Origin of the sequence: Streptococcus oralis (assembly GCF_019334565.1) — a bacterium.
GTDB classification, from domain to species: domain Bacteria; phylum Bacillota; class Bacilli; order Lactobacillales; family Streptococcaceae; genus Streptococcus; species Streptococcus oralis_CR.
This window is the reverse complement of the sequence record NZ_CP079724.1, coordinates 1,720,923-1,741,716: the sequence shown is the minus strand read 5'-3', so window position 1 is coordinate 1,741,716 and position 20,794 is coordinate 1,720,923. Positions and strand designations below refer to the sequence as shown.

The following is a 20,794-nucleotide window of genomic DNA, read 5'->3' as shown; positions in this document are numbered from 1 at the left end:
TGCTAGGGTGCCCTTATGGGCGTAAGAAAAATCAAGGAGAAACCTAATGTTTGTAAAAAAAGGCGACAAAGTTCGCGTAATCGCTGGTAAAGATAAGGGAACAGAAGCTGTTGTCCTTACTGCCCTTCCAAAAGTAAACAAAGTTATCGTTGAAGGTGTCAACATCGTTAAGAAACACCAACGTCCAACTAACGAGCTTCCTCAAGGTGGTATCATTGAGAAAGAAGCAGCTATCCACGTATCAAACGTTCAAGTATTGGACAAAAATGGTGTAGCTGGTCGTGTTGGTTACAAATTTGTAGACGGTAAAAAAGTTCGCTACAACAAAAAATCAGGCGAAGTGCTTGATTAATCACGAAGGAAAGGAGAAGTATAATGGCAAATCGTTTAAAAGAAAAATATCTTAATGAAGTAGTTCCTGCTTTGACAGAACAATTCAACTACTCATCAGTGATGGCTGTGCCTAAAGTAGATAAGATCGTTTTGAACATGGGTGTTGGTGAAGCTGTATCAAACGCTAAAAGTCTTGAAAAAGCTGCTGAAGAATTGGCACTTATCTCAGGTCAAAAACCACTTATCACTAAAGCTAAAAAATCAATCGCCGGCTTCCGTCTTCGTGAAGGTGTAGCGATCGGTGCAAAAGTTACCCTTCGTGGTGAACGTATGTACGAATTCTTGGACAAATTGGTTTCAGTTTCACTTCCACGTGTGCGTGACTTCCACGGTGTTCCTACAAAATCATTTGATGGACGCGGAAACTACACTCTTGGTGTGAAAGAACAATTGATCTTCCCAGAAATTAACTTTGATGACGTTGACAAAACTCGTGGTCTTGACATCGTTATCGTAACAACTGCTAACACTGACGAAGAGTCACGTGCATTGCTTACAGGCCTTGGAATGCCTTTTGCAAAATAATATAGGAGGTAAATCTAATGGCTAAAAAATCAATGATTGCTAAGAACAAACGTCCAGCGAAGTTCTCTACTCAAGCTTATACTCGTTGTGAAAAATGTGGTCGTCCACATTCAGTTTACCGCAAATTTAAACTTTGCCGTGTTTGCTTCCGTGAATTAGCTTACAAAGGACAAATTCCTGGTGTAACAAAAGCATCTTGGTAATTTAAGATATCAAGGGCGTCAAAACTCCAAGTGGAAATAGGAAACTTGACGAAGAAACTGAAGTTTCTAGGAAAGTTTATCTTTTTCACACAGAGTTTAGCCCAGGTTCAGTTGGGCTTTCCAATTTGAACACGAGCTACAGCTTTGGCAAAAAAGACCAATTTGCTTTGGAGCATCGCTCCTGCATCAAATTGCCTATTTTTGCTCTTGCTGTTACGCTCTTTGTATCATGTATTAACTAGCAAGTGCAACTTGCAAACTACTAGTAAGAGGAGAAAAACAAAATGGTTATGACTGACCCAATCGCAGACTTCCTAACTCGTATTCGTAACGCTAACCAAGCAAAACACGAAGTACTTGAAGTACCTGCATCAAACATCAAAAAAGGGATTGCTAAAATCCTTAAACGCGAAGGTTTTGTTAAGAACGTAGAAATCATCGAAGATGACAAACAAGGCATCATCCGTGTATTCCTTAAATACGGACCAAACGGTGAAAAAGTTATCACTAACTTGAAACGTGTTTCTAAACCAGGACTTCGTGTCTACAAAAAACGTGAAGATCTTCCAAAAGTTCTTAACGGACTTGGAATTGCTATTCTTTCAACTTCTGAAGGTTTGCTTACTGATAAAGAAGCTCGCCAAAAGAACGTTGGTGGAGAAGTTATCGCTTACGTTTGGTAAAATCAAGATACAAAGCTCGTAAAGAACAAAGCAAAATTAGGAAGTTGGAGAAGTTTGTTTACAAACAAGCCAACTTATCTATTTTGCACAGTTCTTAGAGCGTGTTCAATTTAGCTATTGAACTCAATAAGTATCTTTAACCCCCGTGAAAACTGGCCGTTATGGCCTGACAATTTAACAGGAGAATAAAAACATGTCACGTATTGGTAATAAAGTTATCGTGTTGCCTGCTGGTGTTGAAATCACTAACAATGACAACGTTGTAACTGTAAAAGGACCTAAAGGAGAACTTACTCGTGAGTTCTCAAAAGATATTGAAATTCGTGTGGAAGGTACTGAAGTAACTCTTCACCGTCCAAACGATTCAAAAGAAATGAAAACAATCCATGGAACTACTCGTGCCCTTTTGAACAACATGGTAATTGGTGTATCAGAAGGATTCAAGAAAGAACTTGAAATGCGCGGGGTTGGTTACCGTGCACAACTTCAAGGATCTAAACTTGTTTTGGCTGTTGGTAAATCTCATCCAGACGAAGTTGAAGCTCCAGAAGGAATTACTTTTGAACTTCCAAACCCAACAACAATCGTTGTTAGTGGAATTTCAAAAGAAGTAGTTGGTCAAACAGCTGCTTACGTACGTAGCCTTCGTTCACCAGAACCATATAAAGGTAAAGGTATCCGTTACGTTGGTGAATTCGTTCGCCGTAAAGAAGGTAAAACAGGTAAATAATGTTGAGTGGTTGATTTTTAACCACCAACCTATTTTCCAACTTAGTGCATAGCACACGATTTAAAACTAAAGAGGTGAAAACTGTGATTTCTAAACCAGATAAAAACAAACTCCGCCAAAAACGCCACCGTCGCGTTCGCGGAAAACTCTCTGGAACTGCTGATCGCCCACGTTTGAACGTATTCCGTTCTAATACAGGCATCTACGCTCAAGTGATTGATGACGTAGCGGGTGTAACGCTCGCAAGTGCTTCAACTCTTGACAAAGAAGTTTCAAAAGGAACTAAAACTGAACAAGCCGTTGCTGTCGGTAAACTCGTTGCAGAACGTGCAAACGCTAAAGGTATTTCAGAAGTGGTGTTCGACCGCGGTGGATATCTATATCACGGACGTGTGAAAGCTTTGGCTGATGCAGCTCGTGAAAACGGATTGAAATTCTAATAGGAGGACACTAGAAAATGGCATTTAAAGACAATGCAGTTGAATTAGAAGAACGCGTAGTTGCTGTCAACCGTGTTACAAAAGTTGTTAAAGGTGGACGTCGTCTTCGTTTCGCAGCTCTTGTTGTTGTTGGTGACCACAACGGTTGCGTAGGATTTGGTACTGGTAAAGCTCAAGAAGTTCCAGAAGCAATCCGCAAAGCAGTAGAAGATGCTAAGAAAAACTTGATTGAAGTTCCTATGGTTGGAACAACAATCCCACACGAAGTTCTTTCAGAATTCGGTGGAGCTAAAGTATTGTTGAAACCTGCTGTAGAAGGTTCTGGAGTTGCCGCTGGTGGTGCAGTTCGTGCCGTTGTGGAATTGGCAGGTGTGGCAGATATTACATCTAAATCACTTGGTTCTAACACTCCAATCAACATTGTTCGCGCAACTGTTGAAGGTTTGAAACAATTGAAACGCGCTGAAGAAGTTGCTGCCCTTCGTGGTATTTCAGTTTCTGATTTGGCATAAGAAAGGGGATAAAATGGCTCAAATTAAAATTACTTTGACTAAGTCTCCAATCGGACGCATTCCATCACAACGTAAAACTGTTGTAGCACTTGGACTTGGCAAATTGAACAGCTCTGTTATCAAAGAAGACAACGCTGCTATCCGTGGTATGATCACTGCAGTATCTCACTTGGTAACAGTTGAAGAAGTAAACTAATGAATTTTTAGGGGATGTGGCAATACTCATCCCCTAAAACTAGATATAGTCATCTAAGATGACAATGTATAGGCGAGTTGATAAGGGAGACAACCTTTTCTCTCTTATCGGCGCTAGCATTTTACAAAAGAGGAGAAAATAATAATGAAACTTCATGAATTGAAACCTGCAGAAGGTTCTCGTAAAGTACGTAACCGTGTTGGTCGTGGTACTTCATCAGGTAACGGTAAAACATCTGGTCGCGGTCAAAAAGGTCAAAAAGCTCGTAGCGGTGGCGGAGTTCGCCTTGGTTTTGAAGGTGGACAAACTCCATTGTTCCGTCGTCTTCCAAAACGTGGATTCACTAACATCAACGCTAAAGAATACGCAATTGTAAACCTTGACCAATTGAACGTCTTTGAAGACGGTGCAGAAGTAACTCCAGTTGTACTTATCGAAGCAGGAATTGTGAAAGCTGAAAAATCAGGAGTTAAAATTCTTGGTAACGGTGAGTTGACTAAGAAATTGACTGTGAAAGCAGCTAAATTCTCTAAATCAGCTGAGGAAGCTATCACTGCTAAAGGTGGTTCTGTAGAAGTCATCTAAGAGAGGTGACCCATGTTTTTTAAATTACTAAAAGAAGCGCTCAAGGTTAAACAAGTTCGATCAAAAATTCTCTTTACGATTTTTATCATTCTTGTTTTCCGTATTGGGACAAGTATCACTGTTCCAGGTGTGAATGCAAAAAGTTTGGAAGCTCTCAGTGGTTTATCTTTCTTGAACATGCTTAGTCTTGTTTCAGGGAATGCCATGAAGAACTTCTCCGTTTTTGCACTCGGAGTAAGTCCGTATATCACTGCTTCCATCGTTGTTCAATTGCTACAAATGGATATTTTACCGAAGTTTGTAGAATGGGGCAAACAAGGGGAAGTAGGACGGAGAAAACTAAACCAGGCTACTCGTTACATTGCACTTGTGCTTGCATTTGTTCAATCTATCGGGATTACAGCAGGATTTAACACTCTTTCTGGAGCAAAATTATTAACGACAGCTTTAACACCACAAGTCTTTGTTACTATCGGTATTATCCTCACAGCAGGTAGTATGATTGTAACTTGGCTCGGGGAACAAATTACAGATAAGGGATACGGAAACGGTGTTTCTATGATCATCTTTGCAGGTATTGTCGCTTCAATCCCTGAGATGATTAAAGGAATCTATGTTGACTACTTCGTCAATATTCCAAGTAGCCGTTTGACTTCATCTATTATCTTTGTCGTTATTTTGATTATCGCTGTCTTGTTGATTGTATACTTTACAACCTTTGTTCAACAGGCAGAATATAAAATTCCAATCCAATATACAAAAGTTGCTCAAGGAGCCCCATCAAGCTCATACCTTCCTTTGAAGGTAAACCCAGCGGGGGTTATCCCAGTTATCTTTGCAAGTTCCATCACAGCAGCACCTGCAGCCATTCTTCAATTTTTGAGTGCTACAGGTCATGATTGGGCTTGGGTACGTACAGCACAGGAAATGTTATCTACAACATCTCCAACAGGTGTTGCCATGTATGCCTTGTTGATCATTCTCTTTACATTCTTCTATACATTTGTACAGATCAATCCAGAGAAAGCAGCAGAAAACTTGCAAAAGAGTGGAGCCTACATTCATGGTGTCCGTCCTGGTAAGGGTACTGAAGAATTCATGTCGAAACTTCTTCGTCGCCTTGCGACTGTCGGATCAATCTTCCTTGGTGTGATTTCAATCTTGCCGATTGTGGCAAAAGATGTCTTTGGTCTTTCAGAAGCTGTTGCTTTTGGGGGAACGAGTCTTTTGATCATTATCTCAACTGGTATCGAAGGAATCAAACAGCTAGAAGGTTACCTATTGAAACGTAAGTATGTTGGTTTCATGGACAAAACAGAATAAAAGCAAGATTACTTTTGCTTAGAGAGTGGAGTATGAAGGTCTATCTATCAGAGAGATTTTCGTCTCCCCTCTTCTATTTTGTTTTTAAATAGGGGTTGAAACGAATTTCTGCTTCTATTTAAATACAAAATAAGGAGATCCTATCATGAATCTTTTGATTATGGGCTTACCTGGAGCAGGTAAGGGAACGCAAGCAGCTAAAATTGTGGAGCAATTCCACGTGGCACACATTTCAACTGGAGATATGTTCCGTGCTGCTATGGCTAATCAAACTGAAATGGGTGTACTTGCCAAGTCATATATTGACAAAGGTGAGTTGGTTCCGGATGAAGTTACAAATGGAATTGTTAAAGAACGCCTTTCTCAGGACGACATCAAAGAAACAGGTTTCTTGTTGGATGGTTACCCACGTACGATTGAACAAGCTCATGCCTTGGACAAAACATTGGCGGAACTTGGTATCGAACTGGAAGGTGTGATCAATATCGAAGTGAACCCAGATTGTCTCTTGGAACGTTTGAGTGGCCGTATCATCCATCGCGAAACAGGTGAAACCTTCCACAAAGTTTTCAACCCACCAGTTGACTATAAAGAGGAAGATTACTACCAACGTGAAGATGACAAACCGGAGACAGTGAAGCGTCGTTTGGATGTGAATATTGCACAAGGTGAACCAATCATTGCTCACTACCGTGCCAAAGGTTTGGTCCACGATATCGAAGGAAATCAAGATATCAATGATGTGTTCAAAGACATCGAAAAAGTATTGACAAATTTGAAATAAAGCGTTTTTCACACTTGCAAAAAATCGCTACAAATGTTATACTGAGATAGTCTGACTTATAATTGTTGTCTCTGTTTTCAGAGGCATCGAATCGAAATTTATGGAGGTGCTTTTGCGTGGCAAAAGACGATGTGATTGAAGTTGAAGGCAAAGTAGTCGATACAATGCCTAACGCAATGTTTACGGTTGAACTTGAAAATGGACATCAGATTTTAGCAACAGTTTCTGGTAAAATTCGTAAAAACTATATTCGTATTTTAGCGGGAGATCGTGTTACTGTCGAGATGAGTCCATATGACTTGACACGTGGACGTATCACTTACCGCTTTAAATAATCGAAAAACTTGGAGGGATAAGAAATGAAAGTAAGACCATCGGTCAAACCAATTTGCGAATACTGTAAAGTAATTCGTCGTAATGGTCGTGTTATGGTAATTTGCCCAGCAAATCCAAAACACAAACAACGTCAAGGATAAGATAGAAAGGAGAAAACATGGCTCGTATTGCTGGAGTTGACATTCCAAATGACAAACGCGTAGTAATCTCATTGACTTACGTTTATGGTATCGGACTTGCAACATCTAAGAAAATTTTGGCTGCTGCTGGAATCTCAGAAGATGTTCGTGTACGTGACCTTACATCAGATCAAGAAGATGCTATCCGTCGTGAAGTGGATGCAATCAAAGTTGAAGGTGACCTTCGTCGTGAAGTAAACTTGAACATCAAACGTTTGATGGAGATCGGTTCTTACCGTGGTATTCGTCACCGTCGTGGACTTCCTGTCCGTGGACAAAACACTAAAAACAACGCTCGCACTCGTAAAGGTAAAGCTGTTGCGATTGCTGGTAAGAAAAAATAATATAGGAGGTAAAAGTCTTGGCTAAACCAACACGTAAACGTCGTGTGAAAAAGAATATCGAATCTGGTATTGCTCATATTCACGCTACATTTAATAACACTATTGTTATGATTACTGATGTGCATGGTAATGCAATTGCTTGGTCATCAGCTGGTGCTCTTGGTTTCAAAGGTTCTCGTAAATCTACACCATTCGCTGCTCAAATGGCTTCTGAAGCTGCTGCTAAATCTGCACAAGAACACGGTCTTAAATCAGTTGAAGTTACTGTAAAAGGTCCAGGTTCTGGTCGTGAGTCAGCTATTCGTGCGCTTGCTGCCGCTGGTCTTGAAGTAACAGCAATTCGTGATGTGACTCCAGTGCCACACAATGGTGCTCGTCCTCCAAAACGTCGCCGTGTATAATCATCGCATTACACTGCTTTTCGTTTAAGAGGGAGTAACTAAATGATTGAGTTTGAAAAACCAAATATAACAAAAATTGATGAAAATAAAGATTATGGCAAGTTTGTAATCGAACCACTTGAACGTGGCTACGGTACAACTCTTGGTAACTCTCTTCGTCGTGTACTACTAGCTTCTCTACCAGGAGCAGCAGTGACATCTATCAACATTGATGGTGTGTTACATGAGTTTGATACAGTTCCAGGTGTTCGTGAAGACGTGATGCAAATCATTCTGAACATTAAAGGGATTGCAGTGAAATCATACGTTGAAGACGAAAAAATCATTGAACTTGACGTTGAAGGTCCTGCTGAAATTACAGCTGGAGACATTTTGACTGACAGTGATATTGAGATTGTAAATCCAGATCATTATCTCTTTACAATTGGTGAAGGTTCTTCTCTAAAAGCGACAATGACTGTTAACAGTGGTCGTGGATATGTACCTGCTGATGAAAACAAAAAAGATAATGCGCCAGTTGGAACACTTGCTGTAGATTCTATTTATACACCAGTTACAAAAGTCAACTATCAAGTAGAGCCTGCTCGTGTAGGTAGCAATGATGGATTTGACAAATTAACCCTTGAAATCTTGACTAATGGAACAATTATTCCTGAAGATGCTTTAGGGCTTTCAGCACGTATCTTGACAGAACATCTTGATTTGTTTACAAATCTTACTGAGATTGCTAAGTCAACTGAAGTGATGAAAGAAGCTGATACTGAATCTGACGATCGTATTTTGGATCGTACGATTGAGGAACTGGACTTGTCTGTGCGTTCATACAACTGTTTGAAACGTGCCGGTATCAATACTGTGCATGATTTGACAGAAAAATCTGAAGCAGAGATGATGAAAGTACGAAATCTTGGACGCAAGAGTTTGGAAGAAGTGAAACTCAAACTCATTGACTTGGGTCTTGGATTAAAAGATAAATAAAGGAGGAATACATGGCTTACCGTAAACTAGGACGCACTAGCTCACAACGTAAAGCAATGCTTCGCGATTTGACAACTGACCTTTTGATCAACGAATCAATCGTGACAACTGAAGCTCGTGCTAAAGAAATCCGTAAAACTGTTGAAAAAATGATTACTCTAGGTAAACGTGGTGATTTGCATGCACGTCGTCAAGCAGCTGCTTTCGTACGTAATGAAATCGCATCTGAAAACTATGATGAAGCAACTGATAAGTACACTTCAACTACAGCACTTCAAAAATTGTTCTCAGAAATCGCACCTCGTTATGCTGAACGTAACGGTGGATACACTCGTATCCTTAAAACTGAACCACGTCGTGGTGATGCTGCGCCAATGGCGATCATCGAATTAGTATAAAATCATCAATTTTGTTGAGTGTTATGATGATGGAGTCTTGTGCTCTTAGTCTAGCTCTGGTCTACCGCTGGGACTTCGGTCCTAGCGGGAACACTCATCATCATTTGATAGGGTAGACGCTTGTTTACGAAATTGTTTTTTTCTTAAGAACAACTTCGTAAGCAGGCGTTTTTTAGTATTTTTTACGGAAATATGCTATACTAGGAAAAAAGAAAATCAAAAACGTTCAGGTTTTCTAAAAATCGTAGAAATGGGGTATAAGGATGAAGGCTATTATTACAGTGGTTGGTAAGGACAAGTCTGGGATTGTTGCAGGCGTGTCTACTAAGATTGCAGAGTTGGGTTTGAATATTGACGATATTTCTCAGACGGTATTGGATGAGTATTTTACCATGATGGCTGTCGTATCTAGGGACGAAAAACAAGATTTCACTTATCTGCGAAATGAGTTTGAAACTTTCGGTCAGTCCTTGAATGTTAAAATCAATATTCAAAGTGCAGCGATTTTTGACGCCATGTATAATATCTAGGAGGTCATCATGGATATTAGACAAGTTACTGAAACCATTGCTATGATCGAGGAGCAGAACTTCGATATCAGAACCATCACCATGGGCATCTCCCTTTTGGACTGTATTGATCCAGATATCAATCGTGCTGCTGAAAAGATTTACCAAAAAATCACCACTAAAGCTGCAAATTTAGTGGCTGTAGGAGATCAGATTGCTGCAGAACTTGGCATTCCCATTGTTAATAAACGGGTATCGGTGACTCCAATTTCTTTAATTGGTGCTGCGACTGATGCGACTGACTATGTTGTTTTGGCAAAGGCACTTGACAAGGCTGCCAAGGAGATTGGTGTTGACTTTATCGGTGGATTTTCAGCTTTGGTACAAAAAGGCTACCAAAAAGGAGATGAAATTCTCATCAATTCTATCCCACGCGCTCTAGCTGAGACAGACAAGGTTTGTTCGTCTGTTAACATTGGCTCAACTAAGTCAGGTATCAACATGACTGCGGTCGCTGATATGGGACGTATCATCAAGGAAACAGCTACGCTGTCAGATATGGGTGCGGCCAAGTTGGTCGTATTTGCTAATGCTGTTGAGGACAATCCTTTTATGGCAGGGGCCTTTCACGGTGTTGGCGAAGCAGATGTTATCATCAATGTCGGGGTTTCGGGTCCTGGTGTGGTCAAGCGCGCCTTGGAAAAGGTTCGTGGACAGAGTTTTGATGTAGTAGCCGAGACGGTCAAGAAAACAGCCTTTAAGATTACTCGTATTGGTCAGCTAGTCGGTCAAATGGCCAGCGAGAGACTGGGTGTTGACTTTGGGATTGTAGACCTAAGCTTGGCACCAACTCCTGCAGTTGGCGATTCTGTGGCTCGTGTCCTTGAGGAAATGGGCCTAGAAACAGTTGGTACGCATGGGACGACGGCCGCCCTCGCTCTTTTGAATGACCAAGTTAAGAAGGGCGGAGTGATGGCTTGTAACCAAGTCGGTGGCTTGTCAGGTGCTTTTATCCCCGTTTCTGAAGATGAGGGGATGATTGCTGCGGTACAAGATGGCTCTCTGAATTTAGAGAAACTAGAAGCCATGACGGCTATCTGTTCTGTTGGGCTGGATATGATTGCCATTCCGGAAGATACGCCTGCTGAAACCATTGCAGCTATGATTGCGGATGAGGCGGCAATTGGTGTCATTAACATGAAAACAACGGCCGTCCGTATTATTCCAAAGGGCAAAGAAGGCGATATGATTGAGTTTGGAGGCTTGCTAGGGACAGCTCCAGTTATGAAGGTCAACGGGGCTTCGTCTGTTGATTTCATCTCTCGCGGTGGGCAAATCCCAGCTCCAATCCATAGTTTTAAAAATTAATAAAAAAGCGAGAGGATTTAAGTTGAGTTTAAGGATGACTGTGTATACTATAATCATTAAATAAAGACCTCCTAACTTTATTTAATAGAAATCCTAAACTTTTTCATAATAATCTCCTAGGGAAGCTACCATGAGGGTAGCTTTTCTTTTGGATAATTTACAAATGTTGGCTTTGCTTTTGAAAGCCGAATATTTCTTTGATCCATGATATAATAGAAGAAAATGGAGGATAGAAAATGTCTAAAGTAAGATTGTACTTGGTCCGTCATGGGAAAACGATGTTTAACACAATTGGACGTGCTCAAGGATGGAGTGATACACCCCTGACTGCAGAAGGTGAGTTGGGAATCCATGAACTGGGAATTGGCTTGAGAGAGTCTGGCTTGCAGTTTGACCGCGCTTATTCCAGTGATTCAGGTCGCACTATTCAAACCATGGGAATTATCCTAGAAGAACTTGGCCTGCAGGGAAAAATCCCTTACCGCATGGACAAGCGCATCAGAGAGTGGTGCTTTGGTAGTTTTGATGGAGCCTATGATGGGGACCTCTTTATGGGATTGATTCCGAGAATTTTCAATGTAGACCATGTTCACCAGTTGTCCTATGCAGAACTAGCAGAAGGTTTGGTAGAGGTTGATACAGCAGGCTGGGCTGAAGGTTGGGAAAAACTCAGTGGTCGAATCAAGGAAGGCTTTGAAGCGATTGCCAAAGAAATGGAAGAACAAGGTGGGGGCAATGCTCTCGTCGTCAGCCATGGAATGACCATTGGGACTATTGTGTATCTGATCAATGGTATGCATCCACATGGTCTAGATAATGGTAGCGTGACGATTCTTGAATATGAGGACGGTCAGTTTAGCGTAGAAGTTGTTGGTGACCGTAGCTATCGAGAGCTCGGACGTGAGAAGATGGAAGAAATAAAAAATTAGCTCCAAGTGGGAGCTAATTTTTTCCTGTTAAATAAGTTGGATTTGCGACTCAGTATTTCATTTTATCCAAGTCTAAAAGAACATTTCTCGTCTTTCAAATTCCCCCAAAAATGGTATAATAGTAACATCACAAAATTGGAGAGAGACCATGAGTTTTTATAATCATAAAGAAATTGAACCTAAGTGGCAGGGTTACTGGGCAGAACATCATACATTTAAGACAGGAACAGATGCCTCAAAACCGAAGTTTTATGCGCTTGACATGTTCCCTTACCCGTCTGGAGCAGGTCTGCACGTAGGGCACCCAGAAGGCTACACTGCAACCGATATCCTCAGTCGTTACAAACGTGCGCAAGGCTATAATGTCCTTCACCCAATGGGTTGGGATGCCTTTGGTTTGCCTGCAGAGCAATACGCTATGGATACGGGGAATGACCCAGCAGAATTCACAGCGGAAAACATTGCCAACTTCAAACGTCAAATCAATGCGCTTGGCTTCTCTTACGACTGGGATCGTGAGGTTAACACAACAGATCCAAACTACTATAAGTGGACGCAATGGATTTTCACTAAGCTTTACGAAAAAGGCCTGGCCTATGAAGCCGAAGTGCCTGTAAACTGGGTTGAAGAGTTGGGAACAGCTATCGCAAACGAAGAAGTCCTTCCTGACGGAACGTCTGAGCGTGGAGGCTATCCAGTTGTCCGCAAACCGATGCGTCAATGGATGCTTAAAATCACGGCCTATGCAGAGCGATTGCTTAATGACTTGGATGAGTTGGATTGGCCAGAATCTATCAAGGATATGCAACGCAACTGGATTGGTAAATCAACTGGTGCCAATGTAACCTTTAAAGTTAAGGGAACAGACAAGGAATTCACAGTCTTTACGACTCGTCCTGACACTCTTTTCGGTGCGACTTTCACTGTCTTGGCTCCTGAGCATGACTTGGTTGACGCTATCACAAGTCCAGAGCAAGCTGAAGCCGTAGCAGACTACAAACATCAAGCCAGCCTCAAGTCTGACTTGGCTCGTACCGACCTTGCCAAGGAAAAAACTGGTGTTTGGACGGGTGCTTATGCCATCAATCCTGTCAATGGCAAGGAAATCCCAATCTGGATTGCAGACTATGTTCTTGCTAGTTATGGAACAGGTGCTGTCATGGCCGTGCCTGCCCATGACCAACGTGACTGGGAATTTGCCAAACAATTTGGTCTTCCAATCGTCGAAGTGCTTGAAGGTGGAAATGTAGCAGAAGCTGCTTACACAGAAGATGGTCTTCATGTCAATTCAGACTTCCTAGATGGCCTTAACAAAGAAGACGCAATTATTAAAATTGTGGCTTGGTTGGAAGAAAAAGGTTGTGGTCAAGAGAAGGTTACCTACCGTCTCCGCGACTGGCTCTTTAGCCGTCAACGTTACTGGGGGGAGCCAATTCCAATCATTCATTGGGAAGATGGGACTTCAACAGCTGTTCCAGAAAGTGAATTACCACTTGTCTTGCCAGTAACAAAGGATATTCGCCCTTCAGGTACTGGTGAAAGCCCGTTGGCTAACTTGACTGACTGGTTGGAAGTGACGCGTGAAGATGGCGTTAAAGGTCGTCGTGAAACCAACACCATGCCACAATGGGCTGGTTCAAGCTGGTACTACCTCCGCTATATTGACCCACATAACACAGAAAAATTGGCTGATGAGGACCTCCTCAAACAATGGTTGCCAGTAGATATCTATGTGGGTGGTGCAGAGCATGCCGTTCTTCACCTGCTCTATGCTCGTTTCTGGCACAAATTCCTCTATGACCTCGGTGTTGTTCCGACTAAGGAACCATTCCAAAAACTCTTTAACCAAGGGATGATTTTGGGAACAAGCTACCGTGACCACCGTGGAGCTCTTGTAGCGACTGACAAGGTTGAAAAACGTGACGGTTCTTTCTTCCATGTGGAAACAGGAGAAGAGTTGGAGCAAGCACCAGCTAAGATGTCTAAATCTCTCAAGAACGTTGTCAATCCAGACGATGTGGTGGAACAATACGGCGCTGACACCCTTCGTGTCTATGAAATGTTCATGGGACCACTCGATGCCTCTATCGCTTGGTCAGAAGAAGGTCTGGAAGGAAGCCGTAAATTCCTCGACCGTGTTTACCGTTTGATTACAAGTAAAGAAATCGTTGCGGACAACAATGGTGCTCTTGACAAGATCTATAACGAAACTGTTAAGGCTGTAACTGAGCAAATCGAATCCATGAAATTCAACACAGCAATTGCCCAACTTATGGTCTTTGTCAACGCTGCCAACAAGGAAGACAAACTCTATGTAGACTACGCCAAAGGCTTTATCCAATTGATTGCCCCATTTGCACCTCACTTGGCAGAAGAACTCTGGCAAACAGTTGCAGCAACAGGTGAATCCATCTCTTACGTGGCTTGGCCAACATGGGACGAAAGCAAATTAGTTGAAGATGAAATCGAAATCGTCGTCCAAATCAAAGGTAAAGTCCGTGCTAAACTCATGGTTGCTAAAGACCTATCACGCGAAGAATTGCAAGAAATCGCTCTGGCTGATGAAAAAGTCAAAGTAGTGATTGATGGCAAGGAAATCGTGAAAGTGATTAGTGTACCTAACAAGCTTGTTAATATCGTTGTGAAATAAGATAGGAATCCTTCAGAGTAGAATCTGGAGGATTTTTAAATTGGATTATGCTATAATAGTCCCAACTAAGATAAAAACACAGTTCTGGTTGGTAGTCCAGACGTAGGCAAGCCTATCAGTAACCTTCCTCCTTGGTTGTCCATTCTTAGGGATAGATTTAAGGAGGTGCTGTCGTGGAAATCGTTTCAATTGGCTTGACAGTTTATTTTGAAGATGGATTTTGGCATGGATTGTTTGAACAAGAGTGTGAGGGAACTTATCAAGTTTGTCGTGTGACATTTGGTCAGGAACCAAAAGAGGATGAAATTTTGAAACTTTTACAGACTCAGTTTGCTCGGTTATCTTTTAGTCCAGAGGCAACAGTCAAACAGCATGTGAAGATTAAGAATCCGAAGCGTCTGCAGCGAGCTGTAAAGAAACAGGTGAAGCAGAAAGTTTCTTCTAAGTCACAAGAGCTCTTGCAGTTGCAGTACGAGGAACAAAAAAAGCATTCAAAACAACAGTCTAGTCTCCAAAAGCAATTGCTCAAGCAAGAGAGATTTGAACGCAAACAGCAAAAACGTAGAGAGAAGCACAAGGGTCACTAGTGACTCTCTCTTTCATAAAATAGAACAGCTCTTCTTGGATAACAAGAGCTGTTTTTGCTTGTATTGAAGATTTCTTTCCTAATAGATAGACTTATCGTTAATGGCAGTTTCAAATTCAGGACCATACTTGCTTGCTTCAAATTCAATCCTGCCCCATTCAGCATTTTCATTTTACTAGAAGGGAGTGTGTGCCATGATTTCTGATTCATTTTTTATTGCTTGGTTTAGCGAGAACAATACTATTGACTCCTGGATTTTTCTGCCGGATGCTATAGAATACCTCTTTTGTAGCGCATGTTTAAAAATATAATGTGTGGTTGTAAGTGATTTTAAACTTCCTCTAGTGATTCGATAGGAGAAAAACGGTTGCAGCCTGCTCTACTTTAATTTAACCCCCATTATTTTACCACTTGGCCTTTCATTTTAACTGCTTATCTCAAAAGTCGATTTTTCTTTCATACTTTTTGTTAAACTAGTGTGGTTAAGAGGAGGAAAAAATATGATTTTACAAGCTAAACATTTGACTAAACGGTACGGCAATCATATGGCTGTCGATGATATTCAGTTAGAGTTTGAAAAAGGAAGTTTCAATGCTATTTTGGGACCCAATGGTGCAGGGAAATCAACCACTATTTCCATGTTAATCGGTTTGAAAAAGCCGACAAAGGGTCAGATTCGATATGCGCCAAATACGAAAATCGGAGTTGTTTTTCAAGCTAGTGTACTGGATGAGATGTTGACGGTTAGGGAAAATCTCACGATTCGTGCTCAACAGTATAAGGAGATTGCGGCAAGTCGTGTGGATGATTTGATTCATCAACTGGGTTTGACTGCTTTCCAGAAACAACTATATGGGACTTTGTCAGGTGGGCAAAAACGTCGGGTTGATATTGCGCGTGCTCTTCTTTCGCGACCAGATATTCTTTTCTTGGATGAACCAACGACAGGTCTTGATATTCAAACTCGCAAATCCATCTGGGATCTACTGTATCGACTACAAAAGGATGAAGGGATGACTATTATCTTAACGACTCATTATCTGGATGAAGCAGATGAAGCGGATCAGATCTATATCGTTGATCATGGGAAAGTGATTGCGCAAGGTTCTGCGACTGCTATTAAAAGTCAGTATGCATCTAATATTCTAAAAATTCGTTTTAAGGAAATGAAGGATTTAAAAAAGCTGCTACAGACTGGAATGACAGTAGAGGAAGAAAATGAGTTGAAATATCTTTTTTATCCAAGGACGTCACAGGAAGCCATTGAATATTTGGCAAAAGTTCGAGAAGAAATTGATGCTTTTGAGTTTCGTCCGGGTACTATGGATGATGCCTTTATTGCACTTACAGGAAGAGAGGTTCGCTAATGTTAGCTTTATTGAAACGGAATTTTATCTTATATTTTCGTAATCGTTCGGGAGTATTTTTCTCATTATTGGGGGCATTGATTTCCTTCCTCCTTTATATCATTTTTTTGCAGAAGAATTTGACGGATTCTTGGTCCCAACTCCCTAATAGTACGAACCTTTTAAACAACTGGCTGATGGGTGGGACCTTGGCTGTGACTGGGATGACAACCAGTTTTACGGCTCTTAAACAAATGGTTCAGGACCGCGAAAATCAAGTGGATCAAGATCTTTTCTTGACAGATTTAGGTAACTGGGGCTTACAGGCGTCCTATCTAATCAGTAGTATTGTTATTTCTTTTGTCATGCAGGTGTTTATGTTTGCTGTTATGAGTTTTTATTTTAAAGAGAGCCCAGTTATCAGTCATTTACCGGAAATCGCTTTGATTATGTTGTTAAGCAGTCTGCTTTCAAGTTTGGTAAATGTTCTCTTGATTTACCGTTTTCAATCTGTAGATAGCCTTGGTAAACTGGCAACGATAGTGGGAACTGCTTCTGGATTTTTAGTAGGAACTTATATCCCCATTGGAGTATTACCTGATTCTGCACAGCTTTTCATGAAATGTACCCCTGCAACTTATATTGCTTCTCTCTATCGACAAGTTTTGATGAAAGATCGGTTAGAAACCGCATTTTCAGGAAATAACAGTCTGTTACAGGAATTTCAAGAAAAAATGGGAATCCAAATCAACTGGCAAGAACTATTGACAAAGGAAGAAACATACTTTATAGTGGTTATTATCAGTCTCGTCGCTATTCTTCTTTGGCTTTTATTTGTTAAAGTGTTTAGCAAGAGAAAATAAAGGTGTATTGGAGAGAAAATGAAGATTCGTTTTGAAATGAAGACAGAGTTTTCAGAAAAAGACCCACACATTTTAATTCAGGCAGCTCAGTTAACCGACCAAGCAAGAGAAGTCATGGAGTATTTAGAACAATTTTCAACGACTAATCAGGTGGTCATTCCTATTCGAACGGATGATCATCTGGTTATGGTGAAAATTGAGGATCTTATTCTAGCAGATATCGATAAGAATTTGTTGACCATTTATACGGTAGATGGGATTTATAAAACTAAGGAAACATTGACAAACTTTCAGAATCGAATTAATCGACGTAACTTTATACAGATATCGCGTCATTCAGTTATAAACATTGACCATTTAGAGTCATTATCGGATAGCTTTTCAGGGAACATGATGGCTAAGATGACTCGGGGTCTCAAATCGAGTGTGAGTCGGAAATACGTTAAGTCCTTAATGGATTATCTAGGTTTATAGGAGAAAATCATGAAGCGATTGATTGCTTATTTTGTATCGGGAATGCGTACGGCCTCCTTTGTTTATTTGAGTTTGGTGTTATTGGCTCAGTTTTATTCAGGTATTACCTATCCCGCACCAACGACAAAAAATATTCTAGCTTTGTTTTTGATGAGTGGAATTATGGGTGTATTGACCTTAATCCTTGAAAGGCTAGAGTTTCTTGCTTATAGTATGCGTGTGGGAGTTCATTTGTTAGCGACAGCTACTATTTTAGTATTGACCTATTTATTTTTTGGCTGGGGTTCAGCATTGTTGAGTCCCTTGCTTTGGTTCTTTTTCTTATTAATTTATGGACTGATATGGTTGTACCAGATCTGGCAAACTCACAAGCTCACTCAACGAATTAATCAAGCCTTAGAAGATAAAAGAAAGAAAACGAATCACTAATGTAGTGTTGAGGATGAGGTTTGGGGAGAGTGCTAGTTTCCATATAGAGCAAATTATGATATAGTATTTTCAGCGTAAAACAAGGAGAAAAACAATGCCAGTAAATGAATATGGTCAGATAATTGGTGAGTCAATGGAAGGTTATACACCAGGTGAATTGCCTTCCATTGATTTCTTAGAAGGGCGCTACGCTCAGATAGAGGCTCTTTCAGTGGAAAAGCATGCGGAGGATCTGCTAGCTGTTTATGGTCCTGATACGCCTCGTGAGATGTGGACCTACCTTTTTCAGGAACCAGTGGCAGATATGGAGGAACTGGTTACCGTCTTAAATCAGATGTTGGCTCGTAAGGACCGTTTTTACTATGCGATTATAGATAAGGAAACTGGTAAGGCTTTGGGAACTTTTTCACTCATGCGCATTGATCAGAATAACCGAGTAATAGAAGTGGGTGCTGTCACTTTTTCTCCTGCTCTTAAGGGTACGAGGATAGGGACGGAGGCTCAATATCTCCTAGCTCGCTATGTTTTTGAGGAGCTTAACTATCGTCGATATGAGTGGAAATGCGATGCTCTAAATCTGCCATCAAGACGAGCTGCGGAACGTTTGGGCTTTGTCTATGAAGGGACCTTCCGCCAGGCAGTCGTTTATAAGGGGCGCACGAGGGATACGGATTGGCTCTCTATGATTGATAAGGACTGGCCTCAAGTCAAAGCTCGTTTAGAAACATGGTTAGCTCCTGAAAATTTTGATAAAAATGGACGGCAGTACAAGAGCTTAAGAGAATTCTGAGAGGTGTTGAGATGATGACTATTAGAAAGCAAGAAGTTGTTAAGTTAGAGGATGTTTTGCATCTCTATCAGGCAGTTGGATGGACAAATTATACACATCAACCTCAGATGTTGGAGAAAGCTCTGTCTCACTCACTAGCGATTTATTTGGCACTTGATGGTGATGCCGTGGTAGGCTTGGTCCGTTTGGTCGGAGATGGTTTTTCATCGATTTTTGTCCAGGATTTGATCGTTTTGCCTAGCTATCAGCGCCAAGGGATTGGTAGCGACTTGATGAAAGAGGCTTTAGGTGATTACAAAGATGCCTATCAAGTCCAACTAGTGACCGAACAGACAGAAAAAAACTTGGGATTCTATCGATCTCTGGGATTTGAAACCTTATCTACTTATGATTGTACAGGAATGATTTGGGTGGATCGAAAAAGATAAAAAAATTATTTTTTCTTAAGTAAAGTTTAAGTATCCTCTTGTATCATATAGTTATTAAATAAAGACCTCCTAATACTCTTCGAAAATCTCACCATACTTCGTTAGAGTCGACTTAGCTAACTATAGTTACGCTTGCGTCTATCTGCCTAGTCTGATTTCGATTTTCATTGAGTACCCTTTATTTAATGAAATCCCAAACTTTTCTTTTTCATCATAATCTCCTAAAGAAGTCACCCAATCAGGTGGCTTTTTATGACTTGGAGAGGAAAAATCCATTTGTAAAAAAATTTTTTAAAAAATGATAAATCAGAGAAAAAGTTAAGTTAGCTTTAAGATTCATCTTGTATCATATAACCATTAAATAAAGACCTCCTAACTTTATTTAATGAAATCCTAAACTTTTCTTTTTCATAATAATCTCCCTAAAGAGGCCACCCAATCAGGTGGCTTTTTTGTTTGAAAAAACTCCTTAGAAAAGACTAAGGAGAAAGAATTATGTTTTCTTTTTTAGTTGTTGATTTCGATACTGTCTAGGTGTTAGGTAATAGTGCTGCTTAAATTGACGGTTGAAGTTTGAAAGGTTGGTGAAACCGACCTGGCTTGCAATTTCTTGAATGCTGAGGTTGGTTTGGACGAGTTTCTCACAGGATTTCTCAAGACGTAACTGGAGCAGGTAGTCCATACAACTGGCTCCAGTATGTTGCTTGAAAATACTCATAAAGTGATTTTTACTATATCCAAATGTTGCAGCCAGTTGCTCAATATGAATGGGTTCTGAGTAATGCTGTTCAAGGTAGCAAATCACTTCTTTTAGTTTTTGGTATTTTTGGTAGGTATCATCTGTATAGTGTCGATGGACGTATCTATACTTAAAGAGAAGATGAAGCAATTCGTATAGTTTAGATTTTATGAGTAGGTCGTAGTATATGCCTTTTTCTTCAAGGATAGAAAAGAGGGAAAGAAGGCAGGATTGAATTTGATCATAGGCCTTATCGCCTGGTGATATTTGAGGAGTGAGGCAAAAGTGACCAGAGTGGAGGGGTTGGATATAGCGTTGGCTAAAGCTGTCAATTTGACTTCTACCAAGATAATCTAGATGAATTCGAAAGCTGGTAGAAAATAGTTCTTGATCTTTGTGAGAATAGATAGCATGGAGAGAGGTCGGTTGGATAAGAAAAATATCTCCTTTACGACTTTCAAAGCGTTCTGAGTTGATATGAACGATGGCAGAACCCTTTGTAACATAAATAATCTCTAGCTCAGGATGACAATGATAGATTGTGTCAGGAGATGTTTTGGATAAGATTTGTTTTTCAAAATCATATGGGAAGTCAGATGGGTTATCTCGTAAGAAACGTGAACGGTCTGCCATGGTAAATCCTCCCAATATTCTATTACTACTTTTATTATAC

Annotated in this window: 29 protein-coding genes; 28 read left to right on the top strand and 1 reads right to left on the bottom strand. The window is 40.7% G+C overall.

Features of this window, described 5'->3' with window-relative positions:
* Positions 1 to 46: 46 nt before the first annotated feature.
* From rplX to KX728_RS08275, 28 genes are all read left to right on the top strand, one after another.
* Positions 47 to 352: a 50S ribosomal protein L24 gene (gene rplX, locus KX728_RS08410; RefSeq protein ID WP_000497691.1), complete on the top strand. Its 306-nt coding sequence runs from the start codon at positions 47 to 49 to the stop codon at positions 350 to 352.
* Positions 353 to 375: 23 nt separating this feature from the next.
* Positions 376 to 918: a 50S ribosomal protein L5 gene (gene rplE / locus KX728_RS08405; RefSeq protein ID WP_000013542.1), complete on the top strand. Its 543-nt coding sequence runs from the start codon at positions 376 to 378 to the stop codon at positions 916 to 918.
* Positions 919 to 935: 17 nt separating this feature from the next.
* The gene (locus tag KX728_RS08400) at positions 936 to 1,121 is read left to right on the top strand and encodes a type Z 30S ribosomal protein S14 (RefSeq protein ID WP_001085697.1); all 186 of its coding nucleotides are present in this window, start codon (positions 936 to 938) and stop codon (positions 1,119 to 1,121) included.
* A 284-nt stretch (positions 1,122 to 1,405) separates the two neighbouring features.
* Positions 1,406 to 1,804 carry a 30S ribosomal protein S8 gene (gene rpsH, locus KX728_RS08395; RefSeq protein ID WP_215804298.1) on the top strand — a complete coding sequence of 133 codons (399 nt, stop codon included), beginning with the start codon at positions 1,406 to 1,408 and terminating at the stop codon, positions 1,802 to 1,804.
* Positions 1,805 to 1,997: 193 nt separating this feature from the next.
* A complete protein-coding gene (gene rplF / locus KX728_RS08390; RefSeq protein WP_000086624.1) occupies positions 1,998 to 2,534 on the top strand; it encodes a 50S ribosomal protein L6 in 537 nt (178 codons plus the stop codon).
* An 83-nt stretch (positions 2,535 to 2,617) separates the two neighbouring features.
* Entirely contained in the window at positions 2,618 to 2,974 is a 357-nt protein-coding gene (gene rplR, locus KX728_RS08385) for a 50S ribosomal protein L18 (protein ID WP_000624044.1), read from the top strand.
* Between the two features lie 17 nt (positions 2,975 to 2,991).
* Positions 2,992 to 3,486, top strand: a complete 495-nt coding sequence (gene rpsE, locus KX728_RS08380; RefSeq protein ID WP_215804299.1) for a 30S ribosomal protein S5 — start codon at positions 2,992 to 2,994, stop codon at positions 3,484 to 3,486.
* Positions 3,487 to 3,499: 13 nt separating this feature from the next.
* Positions 3,500 to 3,682, top strand: coding sequence for a 50S ribosomal protein L30 (gene rpmD / locus KX728_RS08375; RefSeq protein ID WP_000057241.1), 183 nt, complete (start codon positions 3,500 to 3,502; stop codon positions 3,680 to 3,682).
* A gap of 144 nt (positions 3,683 to 3,826) precedes the next feature.
* Positions 3,827 to 4,267 carry a 50S ribosomal protein L15 gene (gene rplO, locus KX728_RS08370; RefSeq protein WP_000766089.1) on the top strand — a complete coding sequence of 147 codons (441 nt, stop codon included), beginning with the start codon at positions 3,827 to 3,829 and terminating at the stop codon, positions 4,265 to 4,267.
* Between the two features lie 12 nt (positions 4,268 to 4,279).
* Positions 4,280 to 5,590: a preprotein translocase subunit SecY gene (gene secY, locus KX728_RS08365; RefSeq protein WP_000465385.1), complete on the top strand. Its 1,311-nt coding sequence runs from the start codon at positions 4,280 to 4,282 to the stop codon at positions 5,588 to 5,590.
* A gap of 145 nt (positions 5,591 to 5,735) precedes the next feature.
* Entirely contained in the window at positions 5,736 to 6,374 is a 639-nt protein-coding gene (locus tag KX728_RS08360; protein ID WP_001050433.1) for an adenylate kinase, read from the top strand.
* Positions 6,375 to 6,490: 116 nt separating this feature from the next.
* On the top strand, positions 6,491 to 6,709 hold the full coding sequence (infA, locus tag KX728_RS08355) for a translation initiation factor IF-1 (RefSeq protein WP_001029883.1): 219 nt from the start codon (positions 6,491 to 6,493) through the stop codon (positions 6,707 to 6,709).
* A gap of 24 nt (positions 6,710 to 6,733) precedes the next feature.
* Positions 6,734 to 6,850: a 50S ribosomal protein L36 gene (gene rpmJ, locus KX728_RS08350; RefSeq protein ID WP_001808836.1), complete on the top strand. Its 117-nt coding sequence runs from the start codon at positions 6,734 to 6,736 to the stop codon at positions 6,848 to 6,850.
* A 17-nt stretch (positions 6,851 to 6,867) separates the two neighbouring features.
* Positions 6,868 to 7,233, top strand: coding sequence for a 30S ribosomal protein S13 (gene rpsM / locus KX728_RS08345; RefSeq protein WP_000090781.1), 366 nt, complete (start codon positions 6,868 to 6,870; stop codon positions 7,231 to 7,233).
* A 17-nt stretch (positions 7,234 to 7,250) separates the two neighbouring features.
* Positions 7,251 to 7,634 carry a 30S ribosomal protein S11 gene (gene rpsK, locus KX728_RS08340; RefSeq protein WP_001118385.1) on the top strand — a complete coding sequence of 128 codons (384 nt, stop codon included), beginning with the start codon at positions 7,251 to 7,253 and terminating at the stop codon, positions 7,632 to 7,634.
* Between the two features lie 42 nt (positions 7,635 to 7,676).
* The gene (locus tag KX728_RS08335) at positions 7,677 to 8,612 is read left to right on the top strand and encodes a DNA-directed RNA polymerase subunit alpha (protein ID WP_000568984.1); all 936 of its coding nucleotides are present in this window, start codon (positions 7,677 to 7,679) and stop codon (positions 8,610 to 8,612) included.
* Positions 8,613 to 8,623: 11 nt separating this feature from the next.
* Complete coding sequence (rplQ, locus tag KX728_RS08330) at positions 8,624 to 9,010, top strand: 50S ribosomal protein L17 (protein WP_000331493.1); 387 nt, start codon at positions 8,624 to 8,626, stop codon at positions 9,008 to 9,010.
* A 263-nt stretch (positions 9,011 to 9,273) separates the two neighbouring features.
* On the top strand, positions 9,274 to 9,540 hold the full coding sequence (locus KX728_RS08325) for an ACT domain-containing protein (protein WP_215804300.1): 267 nt from the start codon (positions 9,274 to 9,276) through the stop codon (positions 9,538 to 9,540).
* Positions 9,541 to 9,549: 9 nt separating this feature from the next.
* Positions 9,550 to 10,887 carry a PFL family protein gene (locus tag KX728_RS08320; RefSeq protein ID WP_215804301.1) on the top strand — a complete coding sequence of 446 codons (1,338 nt, stop codon included), beginning with the start codon at positions 9,550 to 9,552 and terminating at the stop codon, positions 10,885 to 10,887.
* 236 nt (positions 10,888 to 11,123) lie between these two features.
* Positions 11,124 to 11,816 (top strand): histidine phosphatase family protein, encoded by a 693-nt coding sequence (locus KX728_RS08315; RefSeq protein ID WP_000049279.1) that lies wholly within the window; start codon positions 11,124 to 11,126, stop codon positions 11,814 to 11,816.
* A 148-nt stretch (positions 11,817 to 11,964) separates the two neighbouring features.
* Positions 11,965 to 14,466, top strand: coding sequence for a leucine--tRNA ligase (leuS, locus tag KX728_RS08310; RefSeq protein WP_215804302.1), 2,502 nt, complete (start codon positions 11,965 to 11,967; stop codon positions 14,464 to 14,466).
* Positions 14,467 to 14,639: 173 nt separating this feature from the next.
* The gene (locus KX728_RS08305; RefSeq protein ID WP_215804303.1) at positions 14,640 to 15,053 is read left to right on the top strand and encodes a YjdF family protein; all 414 of its coding nucleotides are present in this window, start codon (positions 14,640 to 14,642) and stop codon (positions 15,051 to 15,053) included.
* A gap of 499 nt (positions 15,054 to 15,552) precedes the next feature.
* Entirely contained in the window at positions 15,553 to 16,419 is an 867-nt protein-coding gene (locus KX728_RS08300) for an ABC transporter ATP-binding protein (RefSeq protein WP_215804304.1), read from the top strand.
* Positions 16,419 to 17,261, top strand: coding sequence for an ABC transporter permease (locus KX728_RS08295; protein WP_215804305.1), 843 nt, complete (start codon positions 16,419 to 16,421; stop codon positions 17,259 to 17,261). The genes KX728_RS08300 and KX728_RS08295 overlap by 1 nt, the downstream gene beginning before the upstream one ends.
* Before the next feature lie 18 nt (positions 17,262 to 17,279).
* Positions 17,280 to 17,735: a LytTR family DNA-binding domain-containing protein gene (locus KX728_RS08290; protein WP_000701939.1), complete on the top strand. Its 456-nt coding sequence runs from the start codon at positions 17,280 to 17,282 to the stop codon at positions 17,733 to 17,735.
* 9 nt (positions 17,736 to 17,744) lie between these two features.
* On the top strand, positions 17,745 to 18,164 hold the full coding sequence (locus tag KX728_RS08285) for a DUF3021 domain-containing protein (RefSeq protein ID WP_000825486.1): 420 nt from the start codon (positions 17,745 to 17,747) through the stop codon (positions 18,162 to 18,164).
* Between the two features lie 94 nt (positions 18,165 to 18,258).
* Positions 18,259 to 18,954 carry a GNAT family N-acetyltransferase gene (locus tag KX728_RS08280; protein ID WP_215804306.1) on the top strand — a complete coding sequence of 232 codons (696 nt, stop codon included), beginning with the start codon at positions 18,259 to 18,261 and terminating at the stop codon, positions 18,952 to 18,954.
* An 11-nt stretch (positions 18,955 to 18,965) separates the two neighbouring features.
* Positions 18,966 to 19,382 (top strand): GNAT family N-acetyltransferase, encoded by a 417-nt coding sequence (locus KX728_RS08275; RefSeq protein ID WP_215804307.1) that lies wholly within the window; start codon positions 18,966 to 18,968, stop codon positions 19,380 to 19,382.
* A gap of 493 nt (positions 19,383 to 19,875) precedes the next feature.
* Here the strand turns inward: KX728_RS08275 and KX728_RS08270 are convergent, their stop codons facing one another.
* On the bottom strand, positions 19,876 to 20,754 hold the full coding sequence (locus KX728_RS08270; protein WP_125412419.1) for an AraC family transcriptional regulator: 879 nt from the start codon (positions 20,752 to 20,754) through the stop codon (positions 19,876 to 19,878).
* Positions 20,755 to 20,794 lie beyond the last annotated feature (40 nt).